20 protein-coding genes and 1 pseudogene are annotated in these 21777 nt (G+C 55.8%); 14 read left to right on the forward strand and 7 right to left on the reverse strand.

Annotation, left to right across the window (positions count from 1 at the left end; translation table 11 throughout):
• The first annotated feature begins 68 nt into the window (after positions 1-68).
• Positions 69-4574, forward strand: a complete 4506-nt coding sequence (locus tag H6F57_RS14385) for a response regulator (RefSeq protein ID WP_190627174.1) — start codon at positions 69-71, stop codon at positions 4572-4574.
• Between the two features lie 141 nt (positions 4575-4715).
• A complete protein-coding gene (gene glcD / locus H6F57_RS14390; RefSeq protein WP_190627176.1) occupies positions 4716-6188 on the forward strand; it encodes a glycolate oxidase subunit GlcD in 1473 nt (490 codons plus the stop codon).
• A 29-nt stretch (positions 6189-6217) separates the two neighbouring features.
• Here glcD and H6F57_RS14395 read toward each other — a convergent pair whose 3' ends face one another.
• Complete coding sequence (locus tag H6F57_RS14395) at positions 6218-6772, reverse strand: GNAT family N-acetyltransferase (protein WP_199289711.1); 555 nt, start codon at positions 6770-6772, stop codon at positions 6218-6220.
• Positions 6732-7046 (reverse strand): antibiotic biosynthesis monooxygenase, encoded by a 315-nt coding sequence (locus H6F57_RS14400; RefSeq protein ID WP_190627178.1) that lies wholly within the window; start codon positions 7044-7046, stop codon positions 6732-6734. Before H6F57_RS14400 ends, H6F57_RS14395 begins: the two co-directional genes overlap by 41 nt.
• A gap of 242 nt (positions 7047-7288) precedes the next feature.
• On the opposite strand from H6F57_RS14400, the gene H6F57_RS14405 reads away from it, so the two are divergent.
• Together H6F57_RS14405 and H6F57_RS14410 are read left to right on the forward strand one after the other, a co-directional pair.
• The gene (locus H6F57_RS14405) at positions 7289-7633 is read left to right on the forward strand and encodes a hypothetical protein (protein ID WP_190627180.1); all 345 of its coding nucleotides are present in this window, start codon (positions 7289-7291) and stop codon (positions 7631-7633) included.
• A gap of 139 nt (positions 7634-7772) precedes the next feature.
• Positions 7773-8312, forward strand: coding sequence for a pentapeptide repeat-containing protein (locus H6F57_RS14410; RefSeq protein ID WP_190627182.1), 540 nt, complete (start codon positions 7773-7775; stop codon positions 8310-8312).
• 36 nt (positions 8313-8348) lie between these two features.
• Here H6F57_RS14410 and H6F57_RS14415 read toward each other — a convergent pair whose 3' ends face one another.
• The gene (locus H6F57_RS14415) at positions 8349-8501 is read right to left on the reverse strand and encodes a hypothetical protein (protein ID WP_190627184.1); all 153 of its coding nucleotides are present in this window, start codon (positions 8499-8501) and stop codon (positions 8349-8351) included.
• 157 nt (positions 8502-8658) lie between these two features.
• Between H6F57_RS14415 and H6F57_RS28385 the strand changes: the two are divergent.
• A pseudogene (locus H6F57_RS28385) lies at positions 8659-9859 on the forward strand (ferrochelatase).
• A 40-nt stretch (positions 9860-9899) separates the two neighbouring features.
• On the opposite strand, the gene H6F57_RS14425 reads toward H6F57_RS28385, so the two are convergent.
• Positions 9900-10121 (reverse strand): hypothetical protein, encoded by a 222-nt coding sequence (locus H6F57_RS14425; protein WP_190627186.1) that lies wholly within the window; start codon positions 10119-10121, stop codon positions 9900-9902.
• 305 nt (positions 10122-10426) lie between these two features.
• Here H6F57_RS14425 and H6F57_RS14430 point away from each other — a divergent pair, with 305 nt between their 5' ends.
• The 4 genes from H6F57_RS14430 to H6F57_RS14445 all read left to right on the forward strand — a co-directional run bounded on the left by H6F57_RS14430 (position 10427) and on the right by H6F57_RS14445 (position 14908).
• The gene (locus H6F57_RS14430) at positions 10427-11614 is read left to right on the forward strand and encodes a DNA double-strand break repair nuclease NurA (protein WP_190627188.1); all 1188 of its coding nucleotides are present in this window, start codon (positions 10427-10429) and stop codon (positions 11612-11614) included.
• Positions 11615-11805: 191 nt separating this feature from the next.
• Positions 11806-12465 (forward strand): PEP-CTERM sorting domain-containing protein, encoded by a 660-nt coding sequence (locus H6F57_RS14435; protein ID WP_190627190.1) that lies wholly within the window; start codon positions 11806-11808, stop codon positions 12463-12465.
• Between the two features lie 140 nt (positions 12466-12605).
• A complete protein-coding gene (gene fumC, locus H6F57_RS14440; protein ID WP_190627192.1) occupies positions 12606-14003 on the forward strand; it encodes a class II fumarate hydratase in 1398 nt (465 codons plus the stop codon).
• 143 nt (positions 14004-14146) lie between these two features.
• The gene (locus H6F57_RS14445; RefSeq protein WP_190627194.1) at positions 14147-14908 is read left to right on the forward strand and encodes a phycobilisome rod-core linker polypeptide; all 762 of its coding nucleotides are present in this window, start codon (positions 14147-14149) and stop codon (positions 14906-14908) included.
• Positions 14909-15153: 245 nt separating this feature from the next.
• Here H6F57_RS14445 and H6F57_RS14450 read toward each other — a convergent pair whose 3' ends face one another.
• Positions 15154-15864 (reverse strand): pre-peptidase C-terminal domain-containing protein, encoded by a 711-nt coding sequence (locus tag H6F57_RS14450; protein WP_190627196.1) that lies wholly within the window; start codon positions 15862-15864, stop codon positions 15154-15156.
• A 134-nt stretch (positions 15865-15998) separates the two neighbouring features.
• On the opposite strand from H6F57_RS14450, the gene H6F57_RS14455 reads away from it, so the two are divergent.
• From H6F57_RS14455 to bioF, 4 genes are all read left to right on the forward strand, one after another.
• Positions 15999-16295, forward strand: coding sequence for a hypothetical protein (locus H6F57_RS14455; protein WP_190627198.1), 297 nt, complete (start codon positions 15999-16001; stop codon positions 16293-16295).
• A gap of 120 nt (positions 16296-16415) precedes the next feature.
• Positions 16416-18710 carry a 1,4-alpha-glucan branching enzyme gene (gene glgB, locus H6F57_RS14460; RefSeq protein ID WP_190627200.1) on the forward strand — a complete coding sequence of 765 codons (2295 nt, stop codon included), beginning with the start codon at positions 16416-16418 and terminating at the stop codon, positions 18708-18710.
• A 26-nt stretch (positions 18711-18736) separates the two neighbouring features.
• Complete coding sequence (locus tag H6F57_RS14465; RefSeq protein WP_190627202.1) at positions 18737-19159, forward strand: VOC family protein; 423 nt, start codon at positions 18737-18739, stop codon at positions 19157-19159.
• 47 nt (positions 19160-19206) lie between these two features.
• On the forward strand, positions 19207-20400 hold the full coding sequence (gene bioF / locus H6F57_RS14470) for an 8-amino-7-oxononanoate synthase (RefSeq protein ID WP_190627204.1): 1194 nt from the start codon (positions 19207-19209) through the stop codon (positions 20398-20400).
• Positions 20401-20404: 4 nt separating this feature from the next.
• Here the strand turns inward: bioF and rpsU are convergent, their stop codons facing one another.
• The gene (gene rpsU / locus H6F57_RS14475; protein WP_073608157.1) at positions 20405-20593 is read right to left on the reverse strand and encodes a 30S ribosomal protein S21; all 189 of its coding nucleotides are present in this window, start codon (positions 20591-20593) and stop codon (positions 20405-20407) included.
• A 145-nt stretch (positions 20594-20738) separates the two neighbouring features.
• Complete coding sequence (locus H6F57_RS14480) at positions 20739-21041, reverse strand: RNA-binding protein (RefSeq protein WP_190627206.1); 303 nt, start codon at positions 21039-21041, stop codon at positions 20739-20741.
• 541 nt (positions 21042-21582) lie between these two features.
• Between H6F57_RS14480 and H6F57_RS14485 the strand changes: the two genes are divergently transcribed.
• A complete protein-coding gene (locus H6F57_RS14485; RefSeq protein WP_190627208.1) occupies positions 21583-21720 on the forward strand; it encodes a hypothetical protein in 138 nt (45 codons plus the stop codon).
• Positions 21721-21777 lie beyond the last annotated feature (57 nt).

Genomic DNA, 21777 nt, shown 5'->3' on the forward strand with positions numbered 1-21777 from the left:
CAGCTAGGTGCAGTTAGTCAACGGGAGCGAGCCGGACGCGGTCGAAAAGCATTCAGAGGGGAATTAACATGTCGCCTGAAGATCAAAAACGCATCTTGGGGTACTTCATCGAAGAAGCCAAGGATCATCTCAACACCATTGAGCAGGGTTTGCTGAACCTGGCGGACACCCTCAACGACTCGGAGATGATGAATGAGGTGTTTCGGGCGGCCCACTCGGTGAAAGGCGGGGCGGCCATGCTGGGGCTAAACAGCATTCAGCGCACCAGTCATCGCATGGAAGACTTCTTTAAGGTCATGAAAGAGTCGCCGATGCGTCCCGATCGTGACCTGGAAACCATGCTGCTGCAAATTTTCGATGGGCTGCAAGAGCAGCTAGAGCAGCTGCAAAGTCCCTTTGGCCTGACCAACGACCAAGCCCAGGAAATCATGGCTCCTCTGGAGCCCATTTTTGTGAAGGCTGAAGCGCATATCGACTCGTTGATAGCCGCAGCCCCAGCGGCTGTCCCAGCCGCAGCACCGCCGCGCCCCACCGTGGTAGCGGCCGCCCCTCATCCCGAGACCAGCGCCCTCCAGCTTGTGTTTCGCAGCGATGTCCCAGCGCTGTTGCGAGATATGCTGGCTACCTTTAAGCAGCCTGACAACAGCACTTCTCGCCAGGCACTCAGTCGGCTCTGCCAGCGCATGCACAGCGTAGGCGAACAGTTTGAGCTGGCTCAGTGGTGCAGTCTGACCCAGGTGGTTGAGCGGGCGATCGCCAACCCTGACCAGACCTACCGCAGCCTGGCACCAGTGGTGATCAAAGACCTCAAGCAGGCCCAAGACCAGGTGCTAGCCGGAGGCCTCGACCAAGTAGCTGCCTCCAGAACGCTGCAAGACCTGCTCCCCGTTCAGGCTGTGCCCGAGTTGGTTAGCGACGACTCTACTCTCGATGCCTTACTGGCCGAAGCTCTTAACGACAATGCCGATGGGCCTGACTTGGCCGATTTGTTTGCTGCTGCGGAAGAAGTCAACACCGATGATCTGGCCCTAGCCAACACCGAAAACTGGCTCGAAGACCTGGCCCTAGACAGCACCGACAATGTGACCGAAACCGGTTTAGAGTCGGTCTTTGGCCAGTTTGACACATCGCGGCCCGCCGAACCCGCTATGCCCCAGGACATGGCTGGCAGCGTGGGTCCGGAGGTAGGGGAAGCAGAACTCAACAGTCTGGCCGACCTGTTTGAGGGTGCCCCCGAAAGTCTGACCGACATTTGGGAAGAGGATTTGGCAGAGGTCTCCCTAGAGGATTTAGACCTAGACGATGACGCTACCGCCGATAGCGACAGCTCTGAGTTTGCCGACTTGTTTGCGACCGAAGCAGCCGCTGCCGACCCTGGCACCGCGGAAAACCTCGCCATTGACGACATGGCCAGCTTGTTTGGATACGACCTCGACGCAGGGGCAGAAGTCGAGCCCGCAGCGGGGAACGAGCCCAATTTAAGCACAGGCTCTGTTAATTCTCTGACCGAATTGCTCACCGAAGATGCAGCACCAGAGCTTACAGCCGCATCAGAAACTGCCATAGACCCCCTGGCAGATTTTCTCGACGATGGATCCAGCCTTGTGGCAGGGGAAATGGCCGATGCGCCGCTGGATGATTTCTTTGATATGGGCGAATCTGCTGAGGCCGGTGCGACCAGTGCCAACAGCAATGAGGTTGACAGCTTCTTTGATTCGCTCCACGATGACGATTTCATCGACGATGACGATGCCCACACCATGCCTGAGCTGCACTTAGAGCTTGACTTAGATAGCTCAAGCAGCGACGGCTCTAGTGGTGATAACAATGGGCTGTTTAGTGGTGGATCATCGCATCTGCTCACTACAGACAACCAAGTCCCTAGTGCAGACGCAGCCTCTGCCGCCGCTGCGAATCTTTTTGGGGAAGCCGATGCCTTCCTAGATGACCCATTTGGGGAGCTGAAGCTCACAGATAGTGCGTTTGACCTCGCCTTTGATGACACCCCTGAGGAAGCCACCGAGGAGGAGAATCTGGCTGCAACCGAGGCCGACGCCAGTTTTGACATTCCCACCGATGATGGCGATGGAACCGAGCTGACCGCCGCCTCTTTTGAGATTGATGGCGGCTGGTCCAAGGCATCGCCAGAGGAAGCAAGCTTTGCCGATTTAGAAAGCCTGCTTGATGACCCCGTCCTTGAGGCCGACCTGTTTACTGGCTCAGATAGCTCTTTCAACGACGGTCTAAGGCTACCCGACGAGGCCTTCGATATGTTTGGGGGAGATACCTACAATGGCAATGGTTACGCCGAGACTACCCCTACACCCGCTAGCCAAAGCTTCGATGACTATGGTGGAGATAACGACAGCTTTGATGACCTAGAAGCCCTGCTGGGGGAAGATTTCCCCGTTACCGATACAGCGGATCTAGGACAGCTAGACAACGGGCTACCAACCGCCAGCGCCAGCTTAGACAGCTGCGATGACGAATTTGACGATCTTGAGAAGCTGTTGGAAGAAGCCGACCAGCTTGGCGGGTCAGCCCCTAGCCTAGGGGTTCGGCGGGCCACGTCGATGCAGGCAGCGAGGCGATCGCCCCGCCGAGCAACCAACACCACCGACCAGACCATGCGCGTTTCGGTGGGTCACCTCGACAACCTCAGCAACCTGGTGGGGGAACTGGTGGTTAACCGCAACTCCCTGGAGCAAGACCAGGAACGCCTGAGGCAGTTTCTCGATAACCTGCTGCACCAAGTCTCACAGCTCAACGATGTCGGGCAGCGCATGCGCGATCTGTACGAGCGATCGCTATTGGAAAGCTCGCTGATTGCCAACCGCCAGGCCTTTGCTCTGGGGGTTTCTTCCTCTGACCGAGGCGGCGGTCACGCCACTGGGGCCACCTTTGATGCCCTCGAAATGGACCGCTTCACCGGCTTCCATACCCTCTCTCAAGAGATGATCGAGCTGATTGTGCGAGTGCGGGAGGCCTCGTCAGACATTGAGTTCACCATTGACTCCACCGACCAGATTGCTCGCCAGTTCCGCCAGGTGACTACCCAGCTACAAGAGGGTCTGAACAAGGCGCGCATGGTGCCCTTCGGTCAAACCGCGGATCGCCTACCTCGCGCCGTGCGCGATATTTCTCTGAGGTGCGGCAAAGAGGCCCAGCTGGTGGTAGAAGGGCGCGACACTTTGATCGACAAAATGATTCTGGAGCGCCTCTACGATCCCATGACCCACCTGGTCAACAACGCCATTACCCACGGCATTGAGTCGCCTGAAGAGCGCCTAGCTACGGGCAAGGGCCGAGAAGGCACCATTACTGTACGGGCCTTCTATCAGGGCAACCAAACGGTCATTTACATCGCCGACAACGGCGGCGGCATTAATCCAGCGGTGGTCAAGGCCAAGGCTCTCAAACAGGGATTAATTACCCCCGCTGAAGCCCAAACCATGACCGAGATCGAGGTCTACGACCTGCTGTTTTTGCCGGGCTTTAGCACCCGCGATCAGGCCGATGACTTTTCGGGACGCGGCGTGGGCATGGACGTGGTGCGCACCGCCCTATCCGACATTCGCGGTTCGATCACCGTCGAGTCTGAAGTGGGTAAAGGCACCAGCTTTACTATCCGCCTGCCGCTTACCCTGAGCATTACTAAGGCCCTGAGCTGCGTCAACAACCAGGCCCGCATCGCCTTCCCCATGGACGGGGTTGAGGATATGTTCGACGTGCCCAGGGAGCGCATTCAAACCGATGCCCAGGGCCACGCCTGCATTCTCTGGCGCGATACGCTGCTGCCCTTCCGTCCCCTCAGTGATCTGCTGCGCTTTAACCGCAGTCTGGGTCGGGGCCGGGTCTACGGCGGCCCCCAGGATGAAGATGTGGTCTCTATGGTGGTGTTGCGCAGCGCCAGCACCTTTATCGCCCTCCAGGTTGACCAGGTGATTGGCGAACAGGAGATTGTGATCAAACAGCTGGAAGGACCGGTACCCAAGCCCATCGGCATTGCTGGTGCCACGGTGCTAGGTGATGGGCGCGTCATGCCCATCGCCGACGTGCTGGAGCTGATTGATTTGGCCAGCGGTCGCCTGCGCCGCGATGCTTCAACCTCCCTGTGGACGCAGACGGTGGATGAAGAACCCGTTGAGACCGTTGCTCAGACCGATCCAACAGTGCTGATTGTGGACGACTCGATTACGGTGCGTGAGCTGCTGTCGATGAGCTTCAACAAGATCGGCTACCGGGTCGAACAGGCCCGCGACGGACAGGAAGCCTGGGAAAAACTGCGTTCTGGCCTGCCCTGCGACCTAGTCTTCTGCGACATCGAAATGCCCCGCATGGATGGTCTAGAGCTGCTCTCGCGGATGCAGAAAGATGACACGCTGAGCCAGGTTCCCACCGCTATGCTGACCTCCCGAGGGGCCGATCGTCACCGGCAGATGGCCGTTGATTTAGGAGCTAAGGGCTACTTTACCAAGCCCTACTTAGAGGAAATGCTGCTGGATGCGGCTAAGCGCATGCTCAAAGGCGAGAATATGATTCGTCGAAGAATAGTCGAGGAACCCGAAATCTAGGGGCCAGCAACCGCCAGTTGAATGAAGGGCAAGTTCATCGATCGCATCGCTGGCAGGGTCGCGCCCTTAACTGAGAACGATCGCACTGCTTAGCGACGGCAGTTCAGGTTAGGATCACAGACAACTTGAGCAGGGTGGGTCATGACCGTAGCGGAGCGATCGCGCATTGACTGGGCACCGATCATCGACGCCTTTAGCGTTGCGCTGGGGGGCGATCGCGTCGTGCGCCGCAAAGAAGAAATCTTGGTCTACGAGTGCGACGGGCTGACGAGCTATCGCCAGCGACCCGCCGTGGTGGTGTTGCCCAAAACCACAGAGCAGGTGGCAGCGGCGGTTAAGATTTGCGATCGATTTCAAGTGCCTTTCGTGGCGCGGGGGGCGGGCACTGGCCTCTCAGGCGGGGCATTGCCCATCGAAGACTCGGTGCTCATCGTTACCGCCACCATGAACCAAATCCTCTCGGTGGATTTGGATAACCAGCGAGTAGTAGTGCAGCCAGGGGTGATCAACAACTGGGTCACTCAAGCGGTGAGCGGAGCGGGCTTTTATTACGCCCCTGACCCCTCTAGCCAGTCGGTGTGCTCGGTGGGGGGCAACGTGGCCGAAAACTCGGGCGGGGTGCACTGTCTCAAGTATGGGGTAACCACTAACCACGTGCTGGGGCTTAAGGTGGTGCTGCCCACGGGTGACATTGTCACCCTAGGCGGCGAGGTAGCCGAAACCCCTGGCTACGATCTATGTGGGCTATTCGTGGGCTCTGAAGGCACTCTGGGCATTGCTACCGAAATTACCCTGCGCATTCTCAAAGCGCCCCAGTCAATCCAGGTATTGCTGGCTGACTTCACCTCGGTGGAGGCAGCAGGGGCAGCCGTGTCAGCGATCACCAGTGTGGGTATTATCCCTGCTGGGATGGAGATGATGGATAACTTTAGCCTCAACGCGGTGGAAGACGTGGTGGCCACCAACTGCTACCCCCGCGATGCGGCGGCGATCTTGCTGATTGAGATCGATGGATTGCCGACGGAGGTGACGGCTACGGGCGATCGCATCGCCGATCTCTGCCGCCAAAACGGGGCTCGGACTATCACCATCGCCACCGATGCTGAAGAACGCCTACGACTGTGGAAGGGCCGTAAAGCCGCTTTTGCCGCCATGGGCAAGCTCAGTCCCGATTACTACGTGCAGGATGGCGTCATCCCCCGCACCCAGCTGCCCTACGTGCTGAAGGAAATTGAGGCCTTGGGCGACAAGCACGGCTATCGAGTGGCCAACGTTTTTCACGCAGGGGACGGCAACCTACACCCGCTGATTCTCTATGACAATGCCATCCCCGGCCAGCTAGAGCAGGTAGAAGACCTGGGCGGCGACATTCTCAAGCTGTGCGTGCGCGTAGGTGGCAGCATCTCAGGCGAACACGGCATTGGCGCCGACAAGCGTTGCTACATGCCCGACATGTTTTCGCCAACGGATTTAGAGACAATGGGTTGGGTACGCCAAGCTCTCGACCCCGAGATGTTGGCCAACCCCACTAAGCTATTACCCTCCCCACGCACCTGCGGCGAAGCGGCCCACAGCATAGCGGCCGTGACCCTGCCCAATGTAGAGCACTTTTAGGATGGCTTGAGCTGAAAAAGGCTAACCGTCTAGGTCTGCGGTCTGAACAACAAAAACTGTTCTAAATCGTGATGTCTTCCCTTCCAAAAACCGTGGTTTTTGAGCACGCCCTGGCTTTGAAATCCCAGTTTTTTTAATAGCTGTTTAGAGGCAATATTTTTCAGCATCACTTCCGCAACAATGTTATCTAAACCCTTTACCTCAAAGCCGTAGGTGAGGATGGCGCTTAAGGCTTCAGTCATTATGCCTTGTCGCCAGTACTGGCTAGCCAGTTCATAGCCCACCTCGGCCCGATTTGATGCTCTATCCCAGGTAAATCCGCAGGAGCCAATGAGAGAATTGCTAGGCTTGAGGGCGATCGCCCAGCGGATACCGCGATCGGTTTCAAATCCTACTCGGCGGCGTTCAACAACCGCCCTAGCTTCTTGGAGCTGAGTGAAGGTATCGAGGTCGTGGAACTGAGTCACTCTGAAATCTGAAAAGAGCGAAAAAATAGCATCAGCGTCGGCGTCGGTCGCCTGGCGCAGCCACAGCCTTGGGGTCTCAAGCTTGGGGAAGATTTTCATGGCTGAATACGGTTTCATAGTGTTCAACCGTAGGAAAAGGCTCGTAGAAATGGTGCAGCAGAGCACGCCAGGTTTGATACTCTGGCGATTGCCGAAACCCTAGGGTGTGGTCTTCCAAAGTCTGCCAACGCACTAGCAGCACATACTGGTTTTTGGTTTCAATACAGCGCTGCAATTCGTGGGAAATATAGCCCGGCATAGCAACAAGGATATTAGAAGCCTTCTGAAAGGCATGCTCAAACTCGACTTGAGCATCCGATTTAATCGTTAAAATAGCAACTTCTAGTATCATTAAGGTGTCCTTTTTCGAATCAAGCTTCGGCTATTTTTCTGTATAGCGACAGCAGAATTATTTTACCTTCGCCATCAAAAAATATGGCGAGGTTCCTCCTTCAGAGGTCATAGCGGCAGCCTCAGTCTCCTGGTAGATACAAGTGGGGGAGGTATCGCTCTAAAGTTGCATTAGCGATGGGTAAGCAACTGAGAAATCTACCCCAATTAAATCGCTTAATTATATTCTCACCGGAGGTTTTGATGTCTAACCCTAGAGCCGAAAGCGACAATTACGATCCGCATATTATTCCAGCGGAAACCGCTGCCCGCAAAGAACGCGAGGGTAGCAACTTTAAGAACCCACGCGATGAGTCCGACAGTCCTACCGATATCCACGGTGGGCAAACTGTAGACAAAGAAGGCCTCGCCAATAACTACCCCATCGAGCCTGAAATGTACATCAATGAGCCCGGTGACCTACGCGAAGAAGCAGAGGCCGAAAAAGCCCGGCGTGTGGCTGAACTGCGCGAAATTAATCAAAACGAAGAAAAAGGTAAGGTAACCACCGAGTCCGATGAGCGCGGCAAAGGTGTTGGGGCCATCTAGGCTTACCTGGAGAATGTAGCATTCTTGTAATGCTTGGTGCGCTAGCGCGATCGCAGCGCGACAATGGGGGTAGGTCTGACGACCACCCCCATTGTTTTTTGCACTTTTTTAAACCGTCATTTATGAGGGCATTACAGCAATGACCCCAGCTACCCTGAGAGAACTGGTCAATCGTTACTATCAGTCGGGTGCCCGCGACCTGCACGGGCTAAATTTGCAGGGGCTAAATATGGCAGCAGCCCACCTGGCCAATGCTGACCTGCGCCGCACTAACCTCACGCGGGCCAACCTATACCAGGCTGACCTGACCCACATTGATGGCTATCAAATTACCCTGGCTCAGGCCGATTTGCGCGGTGCATCTTTGGCCAACGCCGTACTGCGCGAAGCCGACCTCCGCAGGGTTCACTGCCACCGCGCCACTCTGATTAATGCTGACCTGCGCGACTGTTGTCTTGACCACGCCGACCTTAGCCATGCCAACTTAGAAGGGGCTAACTTTACCAAAGCCGACTTAACCCACGCTAACCTCTATTGGGCCAACCTGCGCTACACCAATTTGACCGGGGCCAACCTGACTAAGGCCAACTTAACTGGTGCTAAGTTCTGCCAAACCATCATGCCCGACGGTACTATCCGGGATTCAGAGTGCGCTTTCGTGCCGCAGGCAATGCCTTAGCCCTTGAGGAAACCCTAGCGCAGCAGTTCTCTGGGCTTAGGGGGACGTTGTTGGGCGTTCGTCTGCGAGGGTGAGGGTGTCAGGCAGCGGTGGTTCTGGTACCAGCAGGTAGCGATCGCTCCCTGCCTCCAGTAGTGTGGGGCTAGGCAGGTTTGCCGAGGGAGTAGTTTGCCCGCTGGGCAGGGCCACAGCCGCTATCAGGAGTTGTTCGATCGCTCCGCTGTGACATGTTCTAGCCTTTCCGTTCCTCTATCCTTTCTCAACCAAGCTGCGGGTTTTATTAACAACATCCCCCTATCGGGGATGTTAGCCTATGGGAGAAAGACATCTCCGAGAGGGCCATCGCATGGTTGCAACCCCCGACGTTATCCAATCGTTTGAACGCTCTACTTCCCCTAGCGGCAGCGGCAAGGTTGCCGTATTGCTCATGGGTTATGGCGAAGTTGAGAGCTATGACGACTTTGCTAACTACAATGAGCAAGCCCTAAATTTGCTGACTGCTAAGTTTGCCCCGGTGCCCACCTGGGTTTACCCACCGCTGGCCAAGGTACTGGCCGCCTTCGATCTCCACGAGTGGAGCCACCAGCACGGCAACTTTATCTCTCCCCACAATGCTATTTTTGAGGCCCAGCGGGCCGGTATTGAGGCTAATCTACAGGAACGCTGGGGCGATCGCGTCAAGGTATTCAAAGCCTTTAACTTTTGTAAGCCCTTCTTGCCCGACCAAGTGCTGGAGCAGGTCAAGCAAGAGGGTTATGACAAACTCCTCATCTATCCTCTGCTGGTGGTCGATTCTATCTTCACCAGCGGCATTGCGATCGAACAGGTGAACGATGCGCTGGTCAAGCTTTCTGACGGCACCGAGCACTGGGTCAAGGGAACGCGTTATATCCCCTCATTCTTCGATGCCCCTGACTACATCGACCTGCTGGCAACCATGGTCGAAGAAAAAATTAAAGACCACCTAGCCGTGGCCCACCTGCCCTCCCAAACCGGCATTGTGCTGATGAACCACGGCTGTCCCCACGAGGCCAAGGGCTTTACCTCAGGCATTGACGAGAGCCAAAAGCTCTACGACAAAGTGCGCGATCGCTTGATCTACTAAGTACCCATTGATTTCGGTAGGCTGGCTTAACCACGACACCCCGCTGATCAAGTGGACTCAGCCCAACGCTGATTTGGCAGCCCGCAATCTAATCGATCTGGGAGCCACCGCCCTGGTGTTTATGCCCATCGGCTTCGCCACCGAAAACCACGAGACCCTGCTGGATGTCGAGCACATTATCGAAGGTTTGCGCCGCAAGCGCCCCGATGTTACCTATGTGCAGATGCCCTGCGTCAACGATCGCCCCGACTTCCTGGCCATGGCGGCCACCTGGGCCGATAAGCACATCGCCGACCTGCTGGAGGAAGATGCCCTAGCGATCAACCCTTCTCTAGCGGCATCTCAGGCAGCAGCGGTGCACAGTCACCACGGTCACAGTCACGACCACCATCTACCTGGGCATGAGCATGGTCACAGCCATGATCACGGTCATCACCACTAGCACCGGGTTTGTTTCTGGCGCCTGAAGCGAAAGCACCCTTTCAGGCTCTAAACGACGACATGCGCATAGAGGCGGATGGGCGCAGTTTGCCCATCCGCCTCATCAGCATGTTGGGCAGAGTAATAGGGCTCAGAACCACGGCCAACCCCAAAAACGCCCAGCTGCTCAGGCGGCTCTTGGGGTTTGACGGGTCACTTAAGAACGGGCCAATGGCCAGAAAAAAAACCACCAACGATGTCAACAGATAAAGCTTGAGGGCCATGGTGTTTTGAGATTGTTTGCTCTATCTCTACACTGCCCAGGGAGCATGGCTCCAGACATGGTGAGGAATACTGAACTTTGAGGCCAGCATTGTGAAGAATACTGAACTTTGAGGACCAACAGTTCTGGCTCCACTGCGCCCGCTCGATCGCAAGTAGCAGACAAGATCAGCGCACCCTAACATCAATTGCAGGCAGGTATTTATAATCCAGCGATCGCCACCACTCAAGAGCCCTTCGTGACAAAGCCACGGCAAACCCGCTAGAATCAGCCATTAATACAGGTGTTCTCAGCGATGGATGGGTTATGCCAGTGAGTTCCAGCCAAATTAAAGCCCTGCTCGACCAAAAGCGAGATGCCTTTAGCGCCTTCAGTCGAGCTAAGTTTGAGCTGATGCATGCCTACAACCGAGCGTGGCTTGAGTTTGCCGCCCTACCCCACACCAGGCAGCTTGCTCAGTTAGACAAGCTATCCGGGCCAGTGGGAGCCTGCCCCCTAGAGGCGATCGCCGCCGAAAAGGGCATCTTGCCGTTCTTCTTTACAGAATCTGGCCCGGTGAGCGATCGCTGGACGAACCGCGAACAGAGCGCTCAGTGGGTGCAGACCGTGCTAGAAGACATCACCACCTTCGCGGTAGATGGCTCCCAAATCTCCCCTGGAAAAGATATTTCTATCCCGATTGCGCTGCTGCAAATTGGCTGGTTTGAGAACCCCCACAGCGCCACCCGCCCCTACAAAAAAGATGTGCGGGTCGACCTCATGACCCCCTCCGAGCTGGGGCCAAACCCTGCCCAGCCTGTAGAACGCCGAGTCAACATTCGCCGCTTTCAAATGGAAGTGGCGCGGCTGGTGGAATATATCAACGCCTGCCAAGACCCAGAGCGCACCCTGGTATTTTTTGACGGTGCCCTAGTGGTCACCTTTGCCGAAGCCTTTGATCAGGAGAGCCAAACTGCCTACGTGCAGTCTATTCTCTCGCTGTTAGAGGCCAGCGATCGCCGCCGCGTACCCCTGGTGGGCTATGTGGATACCTCCTATGCCCGCGACCTGACCACGATGCTGCACCACGTCTATGGGCTAGAGGCCACCGAGGGCATTCACGACGCCCAACTGCTGGCGCGGCTGATGGAGTGGGGCGATCGTAGCGCGGTTTTCCAGTGCGATCGCAGCGGCGTTCTAGATCAGTACGGCGACTACGGCGATCAAATTGCTTTTACCTATCTCAAAACCACCCGCGACGGTCACCCCGTGCGGCTCGAAATGCCCCGCTGGATGTGGGAAAGCGGTCATATCACTCAATACCTCAACTGGGTAAGGGGCGAGGTGATTATCGGCGGCGGCTACCCCTACAGCATTGAAACCGCCGACCAAACCGCCGTACTTCAAGGCCAAGACAAACATATTTTTCTGCGCGTGCTGCAAGATTGGGCCGACCGCGAAGCTATCAACCTGCGGCTCTCTCGCAAAATGGTCAGCAAACAGAGACGCCGCTAGGTTCACCATAAAGTCTTTGTAAACTGCCTCTAAGCTCCGTAATTTGACCTACACATTTCATTACGGAGGGTGTTTAAGTAAAGAAGTACACCAAAAATTTATATCTGTCTCGGAGAGACCATCAGACGCAAACGCCCCCTGTCGTCTATGGCTACTGCCTACAGTGCCTACTTAAGGAGGATTTGCCCTGCATGAAAACATTCACGATTCTGAGTTCAGCCCTCGTGCTAACCGGCTTACTGGGATCAATGGCCCCTGATGCACTTGCCAAAGGTGGCAACAGTAAGGGTGGTAGCAGGGGTGGCCAAACCAGTCAGCCGACGGCTCCCCTCGCCTGCGCCAGCGGCTCAGTAACCAGCAACCCTCTGGCCGGTGGGTCTTCGCTAAGCTACAGCCAGTGTTTAAATCCAGTTTCGGGCAACGATGTCACCAGCAGCATCAGCGCCGAACTCACCGCCTTCCTCGACAGCACCCTGGGTGACTGGGTGTTCGACGGTAAATACGAGGGTGGTCGCAACTCCTCTGGCCCCAATGACTACGGATTTAGCTGGGTACAAACCGGCAAAGGCAGCGGCACCTGGAGCCTAGCCGAGACCGTAACCAACCCCTTTGTAATTAGTCTCAAGGCCGGTAACGCCTACACAGCTTACTATTTCGACAGCAGCACCAGCTTCAACAGCGGCACCTGGGCCACCTTTGACCAAAAAGACCTGTCCCACGCCTCGTTCTTCGTCGCCCAAGGCCTCACCCCCGAAGAACCCAACACTACTGTGCCAGAACCAGCGTCTACCGCTGCCCTAGTGCTGGTGGGCCTAAGCGCTGCCGGGCTAGCCCGCAAAAAGCAGGGTTAGGCCAGCTAGTCTAAACGTCTAAAAATTGCCCACAGTGTTCCGGCGACTTACCCATGTCGTCGGAGCTTTTCTGTTAAAAGGCACTCAAGGGCTTGACCCTATGGTTGAATCGGAGAATAGCGCGCTGGGAAATACCGTCAATGGCCGAACCGACACCACACACCCGCCAGGAAACTGACAGCATGGGGGCGATCGCTGTGCCGAGCGATCGCTACTGGGGAGCCCAAACCCAGCGGTCAATTCGCTATTTTTCCATTGGCCAAGACAAAATGCCGCTGGAGGTGGTGCATGCGATCGCCATTACCAAAAAAGCCTCAGCACTGAGCAATGCTGGCTTCAAACTGCCTGGGGAGAAAGCCGATTTAATTGTGCAGGCCGCAGATGAGGTGATCGACGGCACCCTCGACGACCACTTTCCGCTGCACGTGTGGATGACCGGCAGCGGCACCCAGTGCAACATGAATGTCAATGAGGTAATCGCCAACCGGGCGATCGAGCTGGCGGGTGGCGAGATGGGCAGCAAAACACCCATTCACCCCAACGACCACGTCAATATGTCTCAGTCATCTAACGACGTGTTTCCCACAGCCATGCACATCGCCGCCGCCCAGGCCATCGTCCACACCCTGCGCCCCGCCGTCACTCGCTTGAGGGATGCCTTGGATGAAAAAGCCCAAGCCTGGGCCGACATCGTCAAGATTGGTCGCACCCACATGCAAGATGCCGTACCTCTCACCTTGGGCCAAGAGTTTTCTGGCTATGTCGGCATGCTCAACGACAACTTGAAACGCCTTGAGGGCTGCTTGCCAGGGTTGTATGAGCTGGCTCTGGGGGGCACGGCGGTCGGCACCGGCATCAACGCTGGGCCGGGCTTTGCGGAATTGGCTGCCGAGCACATTGCTGCCATCACTGGATTGCCCTTCGTCAGTGCCCCCAACAAGTTCACCGTCATGGGTGCCCACGATGCCGTGGTAATGGCCAGCGGCGTGCTCAAAACCCTAGCGGTATCGCTCTACAAAATCGCCAACGACATTCGCCTGCTGAGTTGTGGCCCCAGGGCCGGCTTCGCAGAGTTGCAGCTGCCAGAAAACGAGCCGGGGTCATCGATCATGCCGGGCAAGGTGAACCCAACCCAGTGCGAGGCCCTAGCCATGGTAGCGGTGCAGGTCATGGGCTACGACGCAGCGGTGGCCTTTGCCGGAGCCAGTGGCTCTCTGGAGATGAATGTCTATAAGCCGATGATGATCTTTAATCTGCTGCAATCGGTACGACTGATGGCCGATAGCTGCCACAACTTCACCGAGTTTTTGGTCGCTGGCATGACCCCTAACCTCAAAAAGATCGACCAGTACGTGCAGCAGTCGCTGATGCTGGTCACCGCCCTGAGCCCAGCTATTGGTTACGACAAAGCTTCCCAGATTGCCCACCACGCCTTTGAGCACGACCTCACTCTGAAGCAGGCCGCGCTGGCCCTCGGCTATGTCTCAGAAGCGGAGTTTGACCAGCTGATGGTTCCCCGCCGCATGACCCATCCTTAGCCACAGCAACCGCTACAGTGCCCACACCTGCGGAATGTTAAGGACTATGTTGATTTACTCAGGTTGCTCAGGTTCGCGGCAGCCATTCCCGTATGATCATCCTTAAAGTTTGTAAATTTTCCTAAGATTCTGGAGATTCAAACGTGTCTCTTCCGTTACTAAACTATTCCCCGTCCAGTCAAAATCAGCGCGTTGCGGCTTACGAAATCGGCGGCGACGAACAGCCCAGAATTTTCTCCACCGATGACCTGTACGACGCCACCGACATGGATGCGTTGATTACGGCAGCCTATCGGCAGATGTTCTTCCACGCCTTTAAGTGCGATCGCCAGACCCTTCTGGAGTCGCAGTTGCGCAACGGCCAAATCACCGTGCGTGACTTTATTCGTGGCCTGGCGCTGTCGCAGACCTTCTACAGCAGCTTCTACGAGAAGAACAGCAACTACAAGTTCGTTGAGCACTGCGTCCAGAAAATTCTGGGCCGCGACGTGTACAGCGATCGCGAAAAAATTGCCTGGTCTATTGTAGTGGCCAACAAGGGCATTCAAGGCCTAGTCGATGAGCTGCTCGACAGTGAAGAGTACCTCACCAGCTTTGGCGACAACACGGTGCCTTACCAAAAGCGCCGGGTGCTGCCCGGTCGCCCCGAAGGCGAGCGTCCCATCCACATCAAGAACCCCCGCTACGACGCCTACCACCGCAATCAGCTGGGCTTCCCTCAGATTGTGTGGCAGTCGCAGGTCAAGCGCTACGTTCCCCAAGAGAAGAAGGTTACCGCTGGCAACCCTCAGGCTTTCTTGGGCATGGCCCGCAGCATTGGGGCCACTGGTGCCGCACCAGCTCGCGTATCGACCGGCGAAATCAACATCGCCACCGCTGTGCCTTACCGCAAAGTGCCGTCGTAACCAGATTCAATAGCCTTCTGGTTATATTTCTAGAACATCATCGGGGATGTGAGCTACGGCTGGCATCCCTTTTTTTGTCCAAGCTTGGTAGGTGCGTGGTCAGGAGCCATGCCAAAACAAGGGCATAGACAAAAAAAATCCCATGGCCATAGCCAGTGGGACTTTTCAGGGTGCATCTACCATTCACCTTTTCACCTAAGACGAGACTCCGTCCGGAAAAGTTGCTGAAGAGTTTTACCTTTTACCTATTGTGGGCTCTTGGCATTGCGTAGCACCTCTGCCTGCTCTCGCAGAGAAGCGGCCCAGTCTTCAGACCCATTTGCTTCAAAGAGGGTAGCGGCCTGCTCAAAATCAGCAATCACTAACTCTCTCGCCTCTAACGGGATATCGTCTGGCCCTTCTACTGAGTCGCCTTGCTCCACATACACCTGCCCTAGAGTGGCCTGGGCCCGCCCTAGGTAGGCTGACGACTGCTCTGGGTCAATAGCGATCGCCTCAGTGTAGGCAGCAATAGCAGCAGGGTAGTCTTCGGCCAGAGCCAGAGCCTCGGCCTCCGCATAGGTCACCTCAAACTCGGTAGAGGTGCGCACAACCAGGTCATAGTCGCCACCCTGCCCAGAAAACGACCGGGCCACCACAGTGTAGGTACCATCTTCAGGCAGCTCGATGATGATGGTTGAGTTTAGCGTGCCGCCAAAATCGTCGTTAGAGGCAATTTCGGCCTCCCCAGGCCCCATTAACGACAGCACTGGGTCAAAGTCCTCACTAGCTAGGGTGATCGTCATCACCTGTCCGGCTGTGCCTTCGAAGGTATAGGTAGACTCTGCCGGATAAATTGTGCCCGCCTCTTCTAGCACAGTATCGGCGCGGGCAACCAGCGTTGCTGGGCCAGCCAGCAGCCCCACCAAGACCACAGGCGCTACTACTCCCACAGGAAACAACCGTAGAAAACCCATGCAACCTCCCTTGGGGAAACAACGAACACACAAATCTGCCATGCAGCCTAACACAAGGCCGACCTAGCTACGGAACCATTAGCGGTGTCTCAGCAGGCTATGGTAATACTGGAGCCATGCTACTCAGCTTGCCTATGCCCCGTCTGTATCGCGTATTAACTTGTCTAGGAACGTTGGCTCTCCTAGGAGATTGTGCCCTAGCACTGCCGCCTCCCGATGACATTCCTGAAGAAATTTTGCGCACAGAGGTAATTACGGAAGCGCGATCGCCCCTCAATGGAGAGCCGATCTCTGCAGCAGACTACGCTACCCTGCAAGAGCACCTGCGCGACCCCAACACTGAGCCCGTTGTGAACCCTGAGATCGCTGACCTGATCCAACTTTTACGGCTGAGACGTCTCCTCAAGCCCGTTCTCCCTTTCTTGCGATAGGGGCCAAATAAGCCAGAACCCGCGAAAATTCCCCTGTGGAAATCGCTAAGTTTTGTTACTCTATTCCGCAGATAGTAAATTTACACAGACCGTTATATCCCCCTGTGGACCTTTAATAACATGCCTGCAACCGTTGACGCTGAGCAGATTGACCGGATTGTCTGGAACCAGCACCATGACCCCTTTGAGATTTTGGGGCCGCACATGGTGCAGCAAGACGGTCAAACCGTTTGGGCTGTAAGGGCCTATTTACCTCAGGCTGAAAAAGCTTGGGTGGTGCTGCCAGAAGAGCACAAAGAAGTGCCTATGGAGTCTAACCATAACCCCCACTTCTTTGAATGTGTGTTGCAGGTTCAAGATCTGGCTAACTATCAGCTTAAATACGTCATCGGTGACCACATCCACGTCATCTATGACCCCTATGCCTTTAAGACCCGTGCCATCACTGATTTCGACATCCACCTCTTTAGTGAAGGCAACCACCACCGCATTTACGAAAAGCTAGGTGCGCACTTCACCGAAGTCGAAGGCGTCACTGGTGTGTATTTTGCCGTGTGGGCCCCCAATGCTCGCAACGCATCGGTATTGGGCGATTTCAACTATTGGGATGGTCGCAAACACCAAATGCGCCGCCTCTCCAACGGCATTTGGGATTTGTTTATTCCTGGGTTAGACGTCGGTACTCACTATAAATACGAAATTAAAAACTACGACGGCCACATCTACGAAAAATCTGATCCCTACGGTTTTCAGCAGGAAATTCGGCCCAAAACCGCCTCCATCGTCGCCGATCTAGACAGCTACACCTGGCAAGATGCCGACTGGATGGAAAAGCGTCGCCAGACCGAGCCCTTGACCCAGCCGGTTTCGATCTATGAGTTGCATGTTGGTTCCTGGCTGCATGAGTCATCGGCTAGCCCTGCCCTGCGCCCTGACGGCAGCCCAGAACCGGTCGTTACGGTAGCTGAGCTCAAGCCTGGAGCCCGGTTTCTCACCTATCGAGAGCTAGCAGATCGGCTGATTCCTTACATCAAAGAGCTGGGGTTTACGCACATTGAGCTGCTGCCCGTGGCTGAGCACCCCTTCGATGGCTCCTGGGGTTACCAAGTGACCGGCTACTATGCCGTCACCTCCCGCTACGGCACTCCCGAAGACTTTATGTATTTTGTTGACCAGTGCCACGCTAACGGCATTGGGGTGATTGTCGATTGGGTGCCGGGCCACTTTCCCAAGGATGGCCACGGTCTAGCATTTTTTGACGGCACCCACCTCTATGAGCATGCGGATCCCCGCAAGGGCGAGCACAAGGAGTGGGGCACCCTGGTGTTTAACTATGGCCGCAATGAGGTGCGCAACTTCTTGGTGGCCAACGCCATCTTTTGGTTTGAAAAGTACCATATTGATGGAATCCGGGTTGATGCAGTGGCCTCAATGCTCTACCTCAACTACTTCCGCAAAGATGGGGAGTGGGTAGCCAACGACTACGGCGGTTGCGAGCATATTGAGGCGGCAGACTTTCTCCGCCAGGTAAACCATGTGCTGTTTACCTACTTTCCTGGAGTGCTCTCGATCGCAGAAGAATCGACTGCTTGGCCGATGGTTTCCTGGCCTACTTACGTCGGTGGCCTAGGCTTCAACCTGAAGTGGAACATGGGCTGGATGCACGACATGTTGGACTACTTCAACATGGATCCATGGTTCCGCCAGTTCCACCAGAACAACGTCACCTTCAGCATTTGGTACGCCTTCACTGAAAACTTCATGCTGGCGCTGTCCCACGACGAGGTAGTGCACGGCAAGAGCAACATGCTGGGCAAAATGCCGGGAGATGAGTGGCAAAAGTTTGCCAACCTGCGCTGCCTTTATGCCTACATGTTCATGCATCCGGGCAAGAAAACCCTGTTTATGAGCATGGAATTTGGCCAGTGGAGCGAGTGGAATGTCTGGGGCGACTTGGAGTGGCACCTGCTTGAGCATCAGGCCCACGCCAGCCTTAAGCACTTTATGGGTAAGCTCAACGAGTTTTATCGCAGTGAACCGGCTCTATTCACTCAAGACTTTGACCAGGCTGGCTTTGAGTGGATTGACTGTAGCGACACTCGCCACAGTGTGGTGGCCTTTATTCGCCGCGATAAGGGTAGTGACGAATTCGTGGTTGTGGTGTGCAACTTTACACCACAACCCCACAGCCACTACCGGGTGGGCGTGCCCGAGCAGGGCTACTACAAAGAGCTATTTAACAGCGATGCCCGTGACTTTGGCGGCAGCAATATGGGCAATCTGGGCGGTAAATGGTCTGAGGACTGGTCTTTCCACAATCGTCCCTACTCGCTGGATTTAACCTTGCCACCTCTGGGAGTGATTGTGCTGAAGCTGACTTCAGAAGAAACTCAGAAAGCGCTGTCAGGTCAGTAACCGGGGGTTAGCTCATCGAGACTTCTATGCAACCCCGTGTCACTGTCATCACCCTCGGCGTGGATGATTTGGAGCGATCGCTGCACTTCTACCGAGACGGCCTAGGCCTTTCAACAGCAGGGATTGTGGGTCAGGAGTTTGAGTACGGAGCCGTTGTCTTCATTGATCTTCAGTCAGATCTAAGACTTGCCCTCTGGCCCCGCGAGAGCATTGCCCATGATACGGGGCTGATGCGGGGCGCGCCTAGTTCGACAGAACTCACGTTAGGGCACAACGTGGTCTCTAGAGCAGAAGTTGATGCTGTTATGGAGCAAGCCGTCACTGCCGGTGCAACCATCATCAAGCCACCCCAAGAGTCATTTTGGGGTGGTTACGCAGGATATTTTCAAGACCCAGACGGCCACCTTTGGGAAGTTGTCTGGAACCCGCAGTGGACAGTGCCAGATTAAGCGCTCCCAAGGCACCTCTCAGGATCAACTTGAGCGACACCATAACTATGGGCATCAACCCCTATGCTTGGCTGGGTAAATCTTTGGCAGCCCTGCACCGCGCCCACCGCTATCGGACAGTAGCGGCTGTCGAGGGTATGACCGGAGCCGTAGTACAGCGGCAGGGGCAAACTTTAGTCAATTTTGCCAGCAATGACTATCTGGGGCTAGCCAGTGATCCTCGGCTGGCGGCGGCGGCGATCGCCGCCATCCAGACCTACGGCACCGGCAGCACCGGCTCCCGGTTGCTCAGCGGCCACCGGGAGCTGCATGGGGAGCTGGAGCGGGCGATCGCCGCTCTCAAGGGTACTGAAGATGCGATTGTCTTTAGCTCGGGCTATCTGGCTAACATGGGAGCGATCGCGGCTTTGGTTGGCAGTCCAGACCTAATTTTGGGCGACGAGTACAACCACTCCAGCCTCAAGTCGGGGGGCAAAGTTAGCGGTGCCACTGCCATGGACTACCGCCATGGTGACGTTGCCCACCTGGAAGAATTGCTGAAGCTGCATCGCGATCGCCATCGCCGCTGCCTGATTACCACCGACAGTGTGTTCAGCATGGATGGTGACCTATGCCCGCTGGCGGCCATTCTTGATCTGGCAGAGGCCTACGACGCGATGGTGCTAGTGGATGAAGCCCACGGTACGGGAGTGTTTGGTGAACGCGGTTCTGGGGCTGTAGAGCACCTAGGATGTACCGAACGCCCCTTAATCGCAGTGGGTACCCTTAGCAAGGCTTTGGGCAGCCTAGGAGGTTACGTAGCCGGGTCTGCCGTACTTATTGATTTCCTCCGCAACCGCGCCCCTGGGTGGATTTACACCACGGGTCTATCGCCAGCGGACACAGCGGCGGCCCTGGCGGCAGTGCAAATAATTCAGCAAGAAACCTGGCGCCGCGAACTACTCTGGCACCAGGTGAACCACTTGATTCAACAAATCGATCAAATCTTGACAGAGTCAGCAGTAGTTCCTCTGCAGCTGCGGCGATTGCCTTCGGCGTCGCCCATTATTTGCCTGGAAGGTTCGTCAGCAGAAGCTATCTTGACGGCCAGCCAATACCTACAGTCAGCTGGGCTGTGGGTGGCGGCAGTACGCCCGCCCACGGTGCCCACAAGCCGCCTGCGCATTACGGTTATGGCTACCCATAAGCCCGAGCACCTGCATCAGCTGATCACTGGACTACAGACTCTGAATGAGGGTTGAGCGCTTAGCGCTTTGAACCCCAACGCCGCTGTTTCTGGCGAGCGATGGTTTTGCGCTTCTTCTTCTCAATCGGGGTTTCGAAGTGGCGATTTTTTCGCATATCCGAAAAAATGCCGGCCCGAGCAACCTTGCGCTTAAAGCGTCGTAGGGCCGATTCAATGTTTTCGTCTTCTCCCAATACAACCTGGGCCATTAGTTCTCCTAAAAATTTGCTAACGCGGGTAAAGCAGCGCTCTAGTAGCGTCAGCCTAAAACCACTGGGCACCGCTGAGCGCGATACCCTACTTCAAAGCCCGAAGGCTGAGGTCTGACCAAGGGGCTTGGCCAGACCTAGTTGTCTAACGACGGCTGTTGTTCCAGCCGCCGCCACCACCGCCACCGCCACCGCCACCGCGTGACTCCCGGGGGCGAGCTTTGTTCACCTTTAGGTCGCGCCCCATCCACTCAGCACCATCGAGGGCCTCGATGGCTTTGTCTTCGTCGGCTTCGCTTTCCATTTCGACAAAGGCAAAACCACGAGGACGACCGGTCTCACGATCGGTGGGCAGGCTAACCCGGCTGACAGCACCGTATTCAGCAAAGACCTCGGTAATCTGGTCTTGGGTGGCGGTAAAGGCCAAATTCCCTACGTAAATCGACATGGATACATCTCCAAATAGAGAGAGAAGGAGTAGAAAGTTATCAAGGAGATGTACTCAACTAAGGCTAAGCCAAGCCGGTAATGCAACTAACAACTTGCTTGTCACACGATAGCACAGGGCCACCTTGTGACCAGCGCGAGGCGATCGCAAACTGTCTGCCAGAGCCCGTCTAATCCTCCGGCAGTATCCATTTAGGAGGCCGTGAGGCACGCTCCGTCATTCTGCGCCGCACAGCCTCGTCGGCCATTTCAAGCATCTTATCAAGGGAGTTGTCAGAAATAAATTTTGTCGCTTCGGCAGTGTACTTCAGGTTGGGGCAGTCGTTCCCCAGCACACAGCCATCTTTACAATCTACTGCGCAATTAATCGCCATGGTGTTGGTTGAGCCTCATAACGTCAGCGTTAGGGCAAAATTCATTTTCAAAAGCCCTTAAAAATTGTAACAACCTGCGCCTGTGCCATTGCCGCGCCATTGTGTAGAGAATTTCCTCGGGGCTGCTCTAGACCAGGATAGAGTTAGCAAGATGCGATCGAGGTTGCCATGAGCCGCCCCCCCCGTGCTCAACCCCGCTGGCCCCTATGGCTGTTAGGCGCAACGTTACTACTGTTATTGGGCATGACCTATTGGTATTGGATCGATCCAGCGCTGCTGAATCGGCTAGTGCTAGGGGCCGGATAGACGGTTTTGGGTTTGAGAGGCTGCCTAGAGTGTTTTCCGGTAGCATCGGGGCAAGCA

Source organism: Leptolyngbya sp. FACHB-60 (genome assembly GCF_014695775.1).
In the GTDB taxonomy this organism is placed as follows: domain Bacteria; phylum Cyanobacteriota; class Cyanobacteriia; order Phormidesmidales; family Phormidesmidaceae; genus Nodosilinea.

Coding starts and splice junctions, on each gene's coding strand:
- H6F57_RS14450 (WP_190627196.1), bottom strand. CDS start 15,864: ATGGGTTTTCTACGGTTGTTTCCTGTGGGAGTAGTAGCGCCTGTGGTC.
- H6F57_RS14400 (WP_190627178.1), bottom strand. CDS start 7,046: ATGATACTAGAAGTTGCTATTTTAACGATTAAATCGGATGCTCAAGTC.
- H6F57_RS14425 (WP_190627186.1), bottom strand. CDS start 10,121: ATGGCCCTCAAGCTTTATCTGTTGACATCGTTGGTGGTTTTTTTTCTG.
- H6F57_RS14465 (WP_190627202.1), top strand. CDS start 18,737: ATGCAACCCCGTGTCACTGTCATCACCCTCGGCGTGGATGATTTGGAG.
- fumC (WP_190627192.1), top strand. CDS start 12,606: ATGGCCGAACCGACACCACACACCCGCCAGGAAACTGACAGCATGGGG.
- bioF (WP_190627204.1), top strand. CDS start 19,207: ATGGGCATCAACCCCTATGCTTGGCTGGGTAAATCTTTGGCAGCCCTG.
- H6F57_RS14430 (WP_190627188.1), top strand. CDS start 10,427: ATGCCAGTGAGTTCCAGCCAAATTAAAGCCCTGCTCGACCAAAAGCGA.
- H6F57_RS14410 (WP_190627182.1), top strand. CDS start 7,773: ATGACCCCAGCTACCCTGAGAGAACTGGTCAATCGTTACTATCAGTCG.
- H6F57_RS14395 (WP_199289711.1), bottom strand. CDS start 6,772: ATGAAACCGTATTCAGCCATGAAAATCTTCCCCAAGCTTGAGACCCCA.
- H6F57_RS14435 (WP_190627190.1), top strand. CDS start 11,806: ATGAAAACATTCACGATTCTGAGTTCAGCCCTCGTGCTAACCGGCTTA.
- rpsU (WP_073608157.1), bottom strand. CDS start 20,593: ATGGCCCAGGTTGTATTGGGAGAAGACGAAAACATTGAATCGGCCCTA.
- H6F57_RS14385 (WP_190627174.1), top strand. CDS start 69: ATGTCGCCTGAAGATCAAAAACGCATCTTGGGGTACTTCATCGAAGAA.
- H6F57_RS14455 (WP_190627198.1), top strand. CDS start 15,999: ATGCCCCGTCTGTATCGCGTATTAACTTGTCTAGGAACGTTGGCTCTC.
- glcD (WP_190627176.1), top strand. CDS start 4,716: ATGACCGTAGCGGAGCGATCGCGCATTGACTGGGCACCGATCATCGAC.
- H6F57_RS14485 (WP_190627208.1), top strand. CDS start 21,583: ATGAGCCGCCCCCCCCGTGCTCAACCCCGCTGGCCCCTATGGCTGTTA.
- H6F57_RS14480 (WP_190627206.1), bottom strand. CDS start 21,041: ATGTCGATTTACGTAGGGAATTTGGCCTTTACCGCCACCCAAGACCAG.
- glgB (WP_190627200.1), top strand. CDS start 16,416: ATGCCTGCAACCGTTGACGCTGAGCAGATTGACCGGATTGTCTGGAAC.
- H6F57_RS14405 (WP_190627180.1), top strand. CDS start 7,289: ATGTCTAACCCTAGAGCCGAAAGCGACAATTACGATCCGCATATTATT.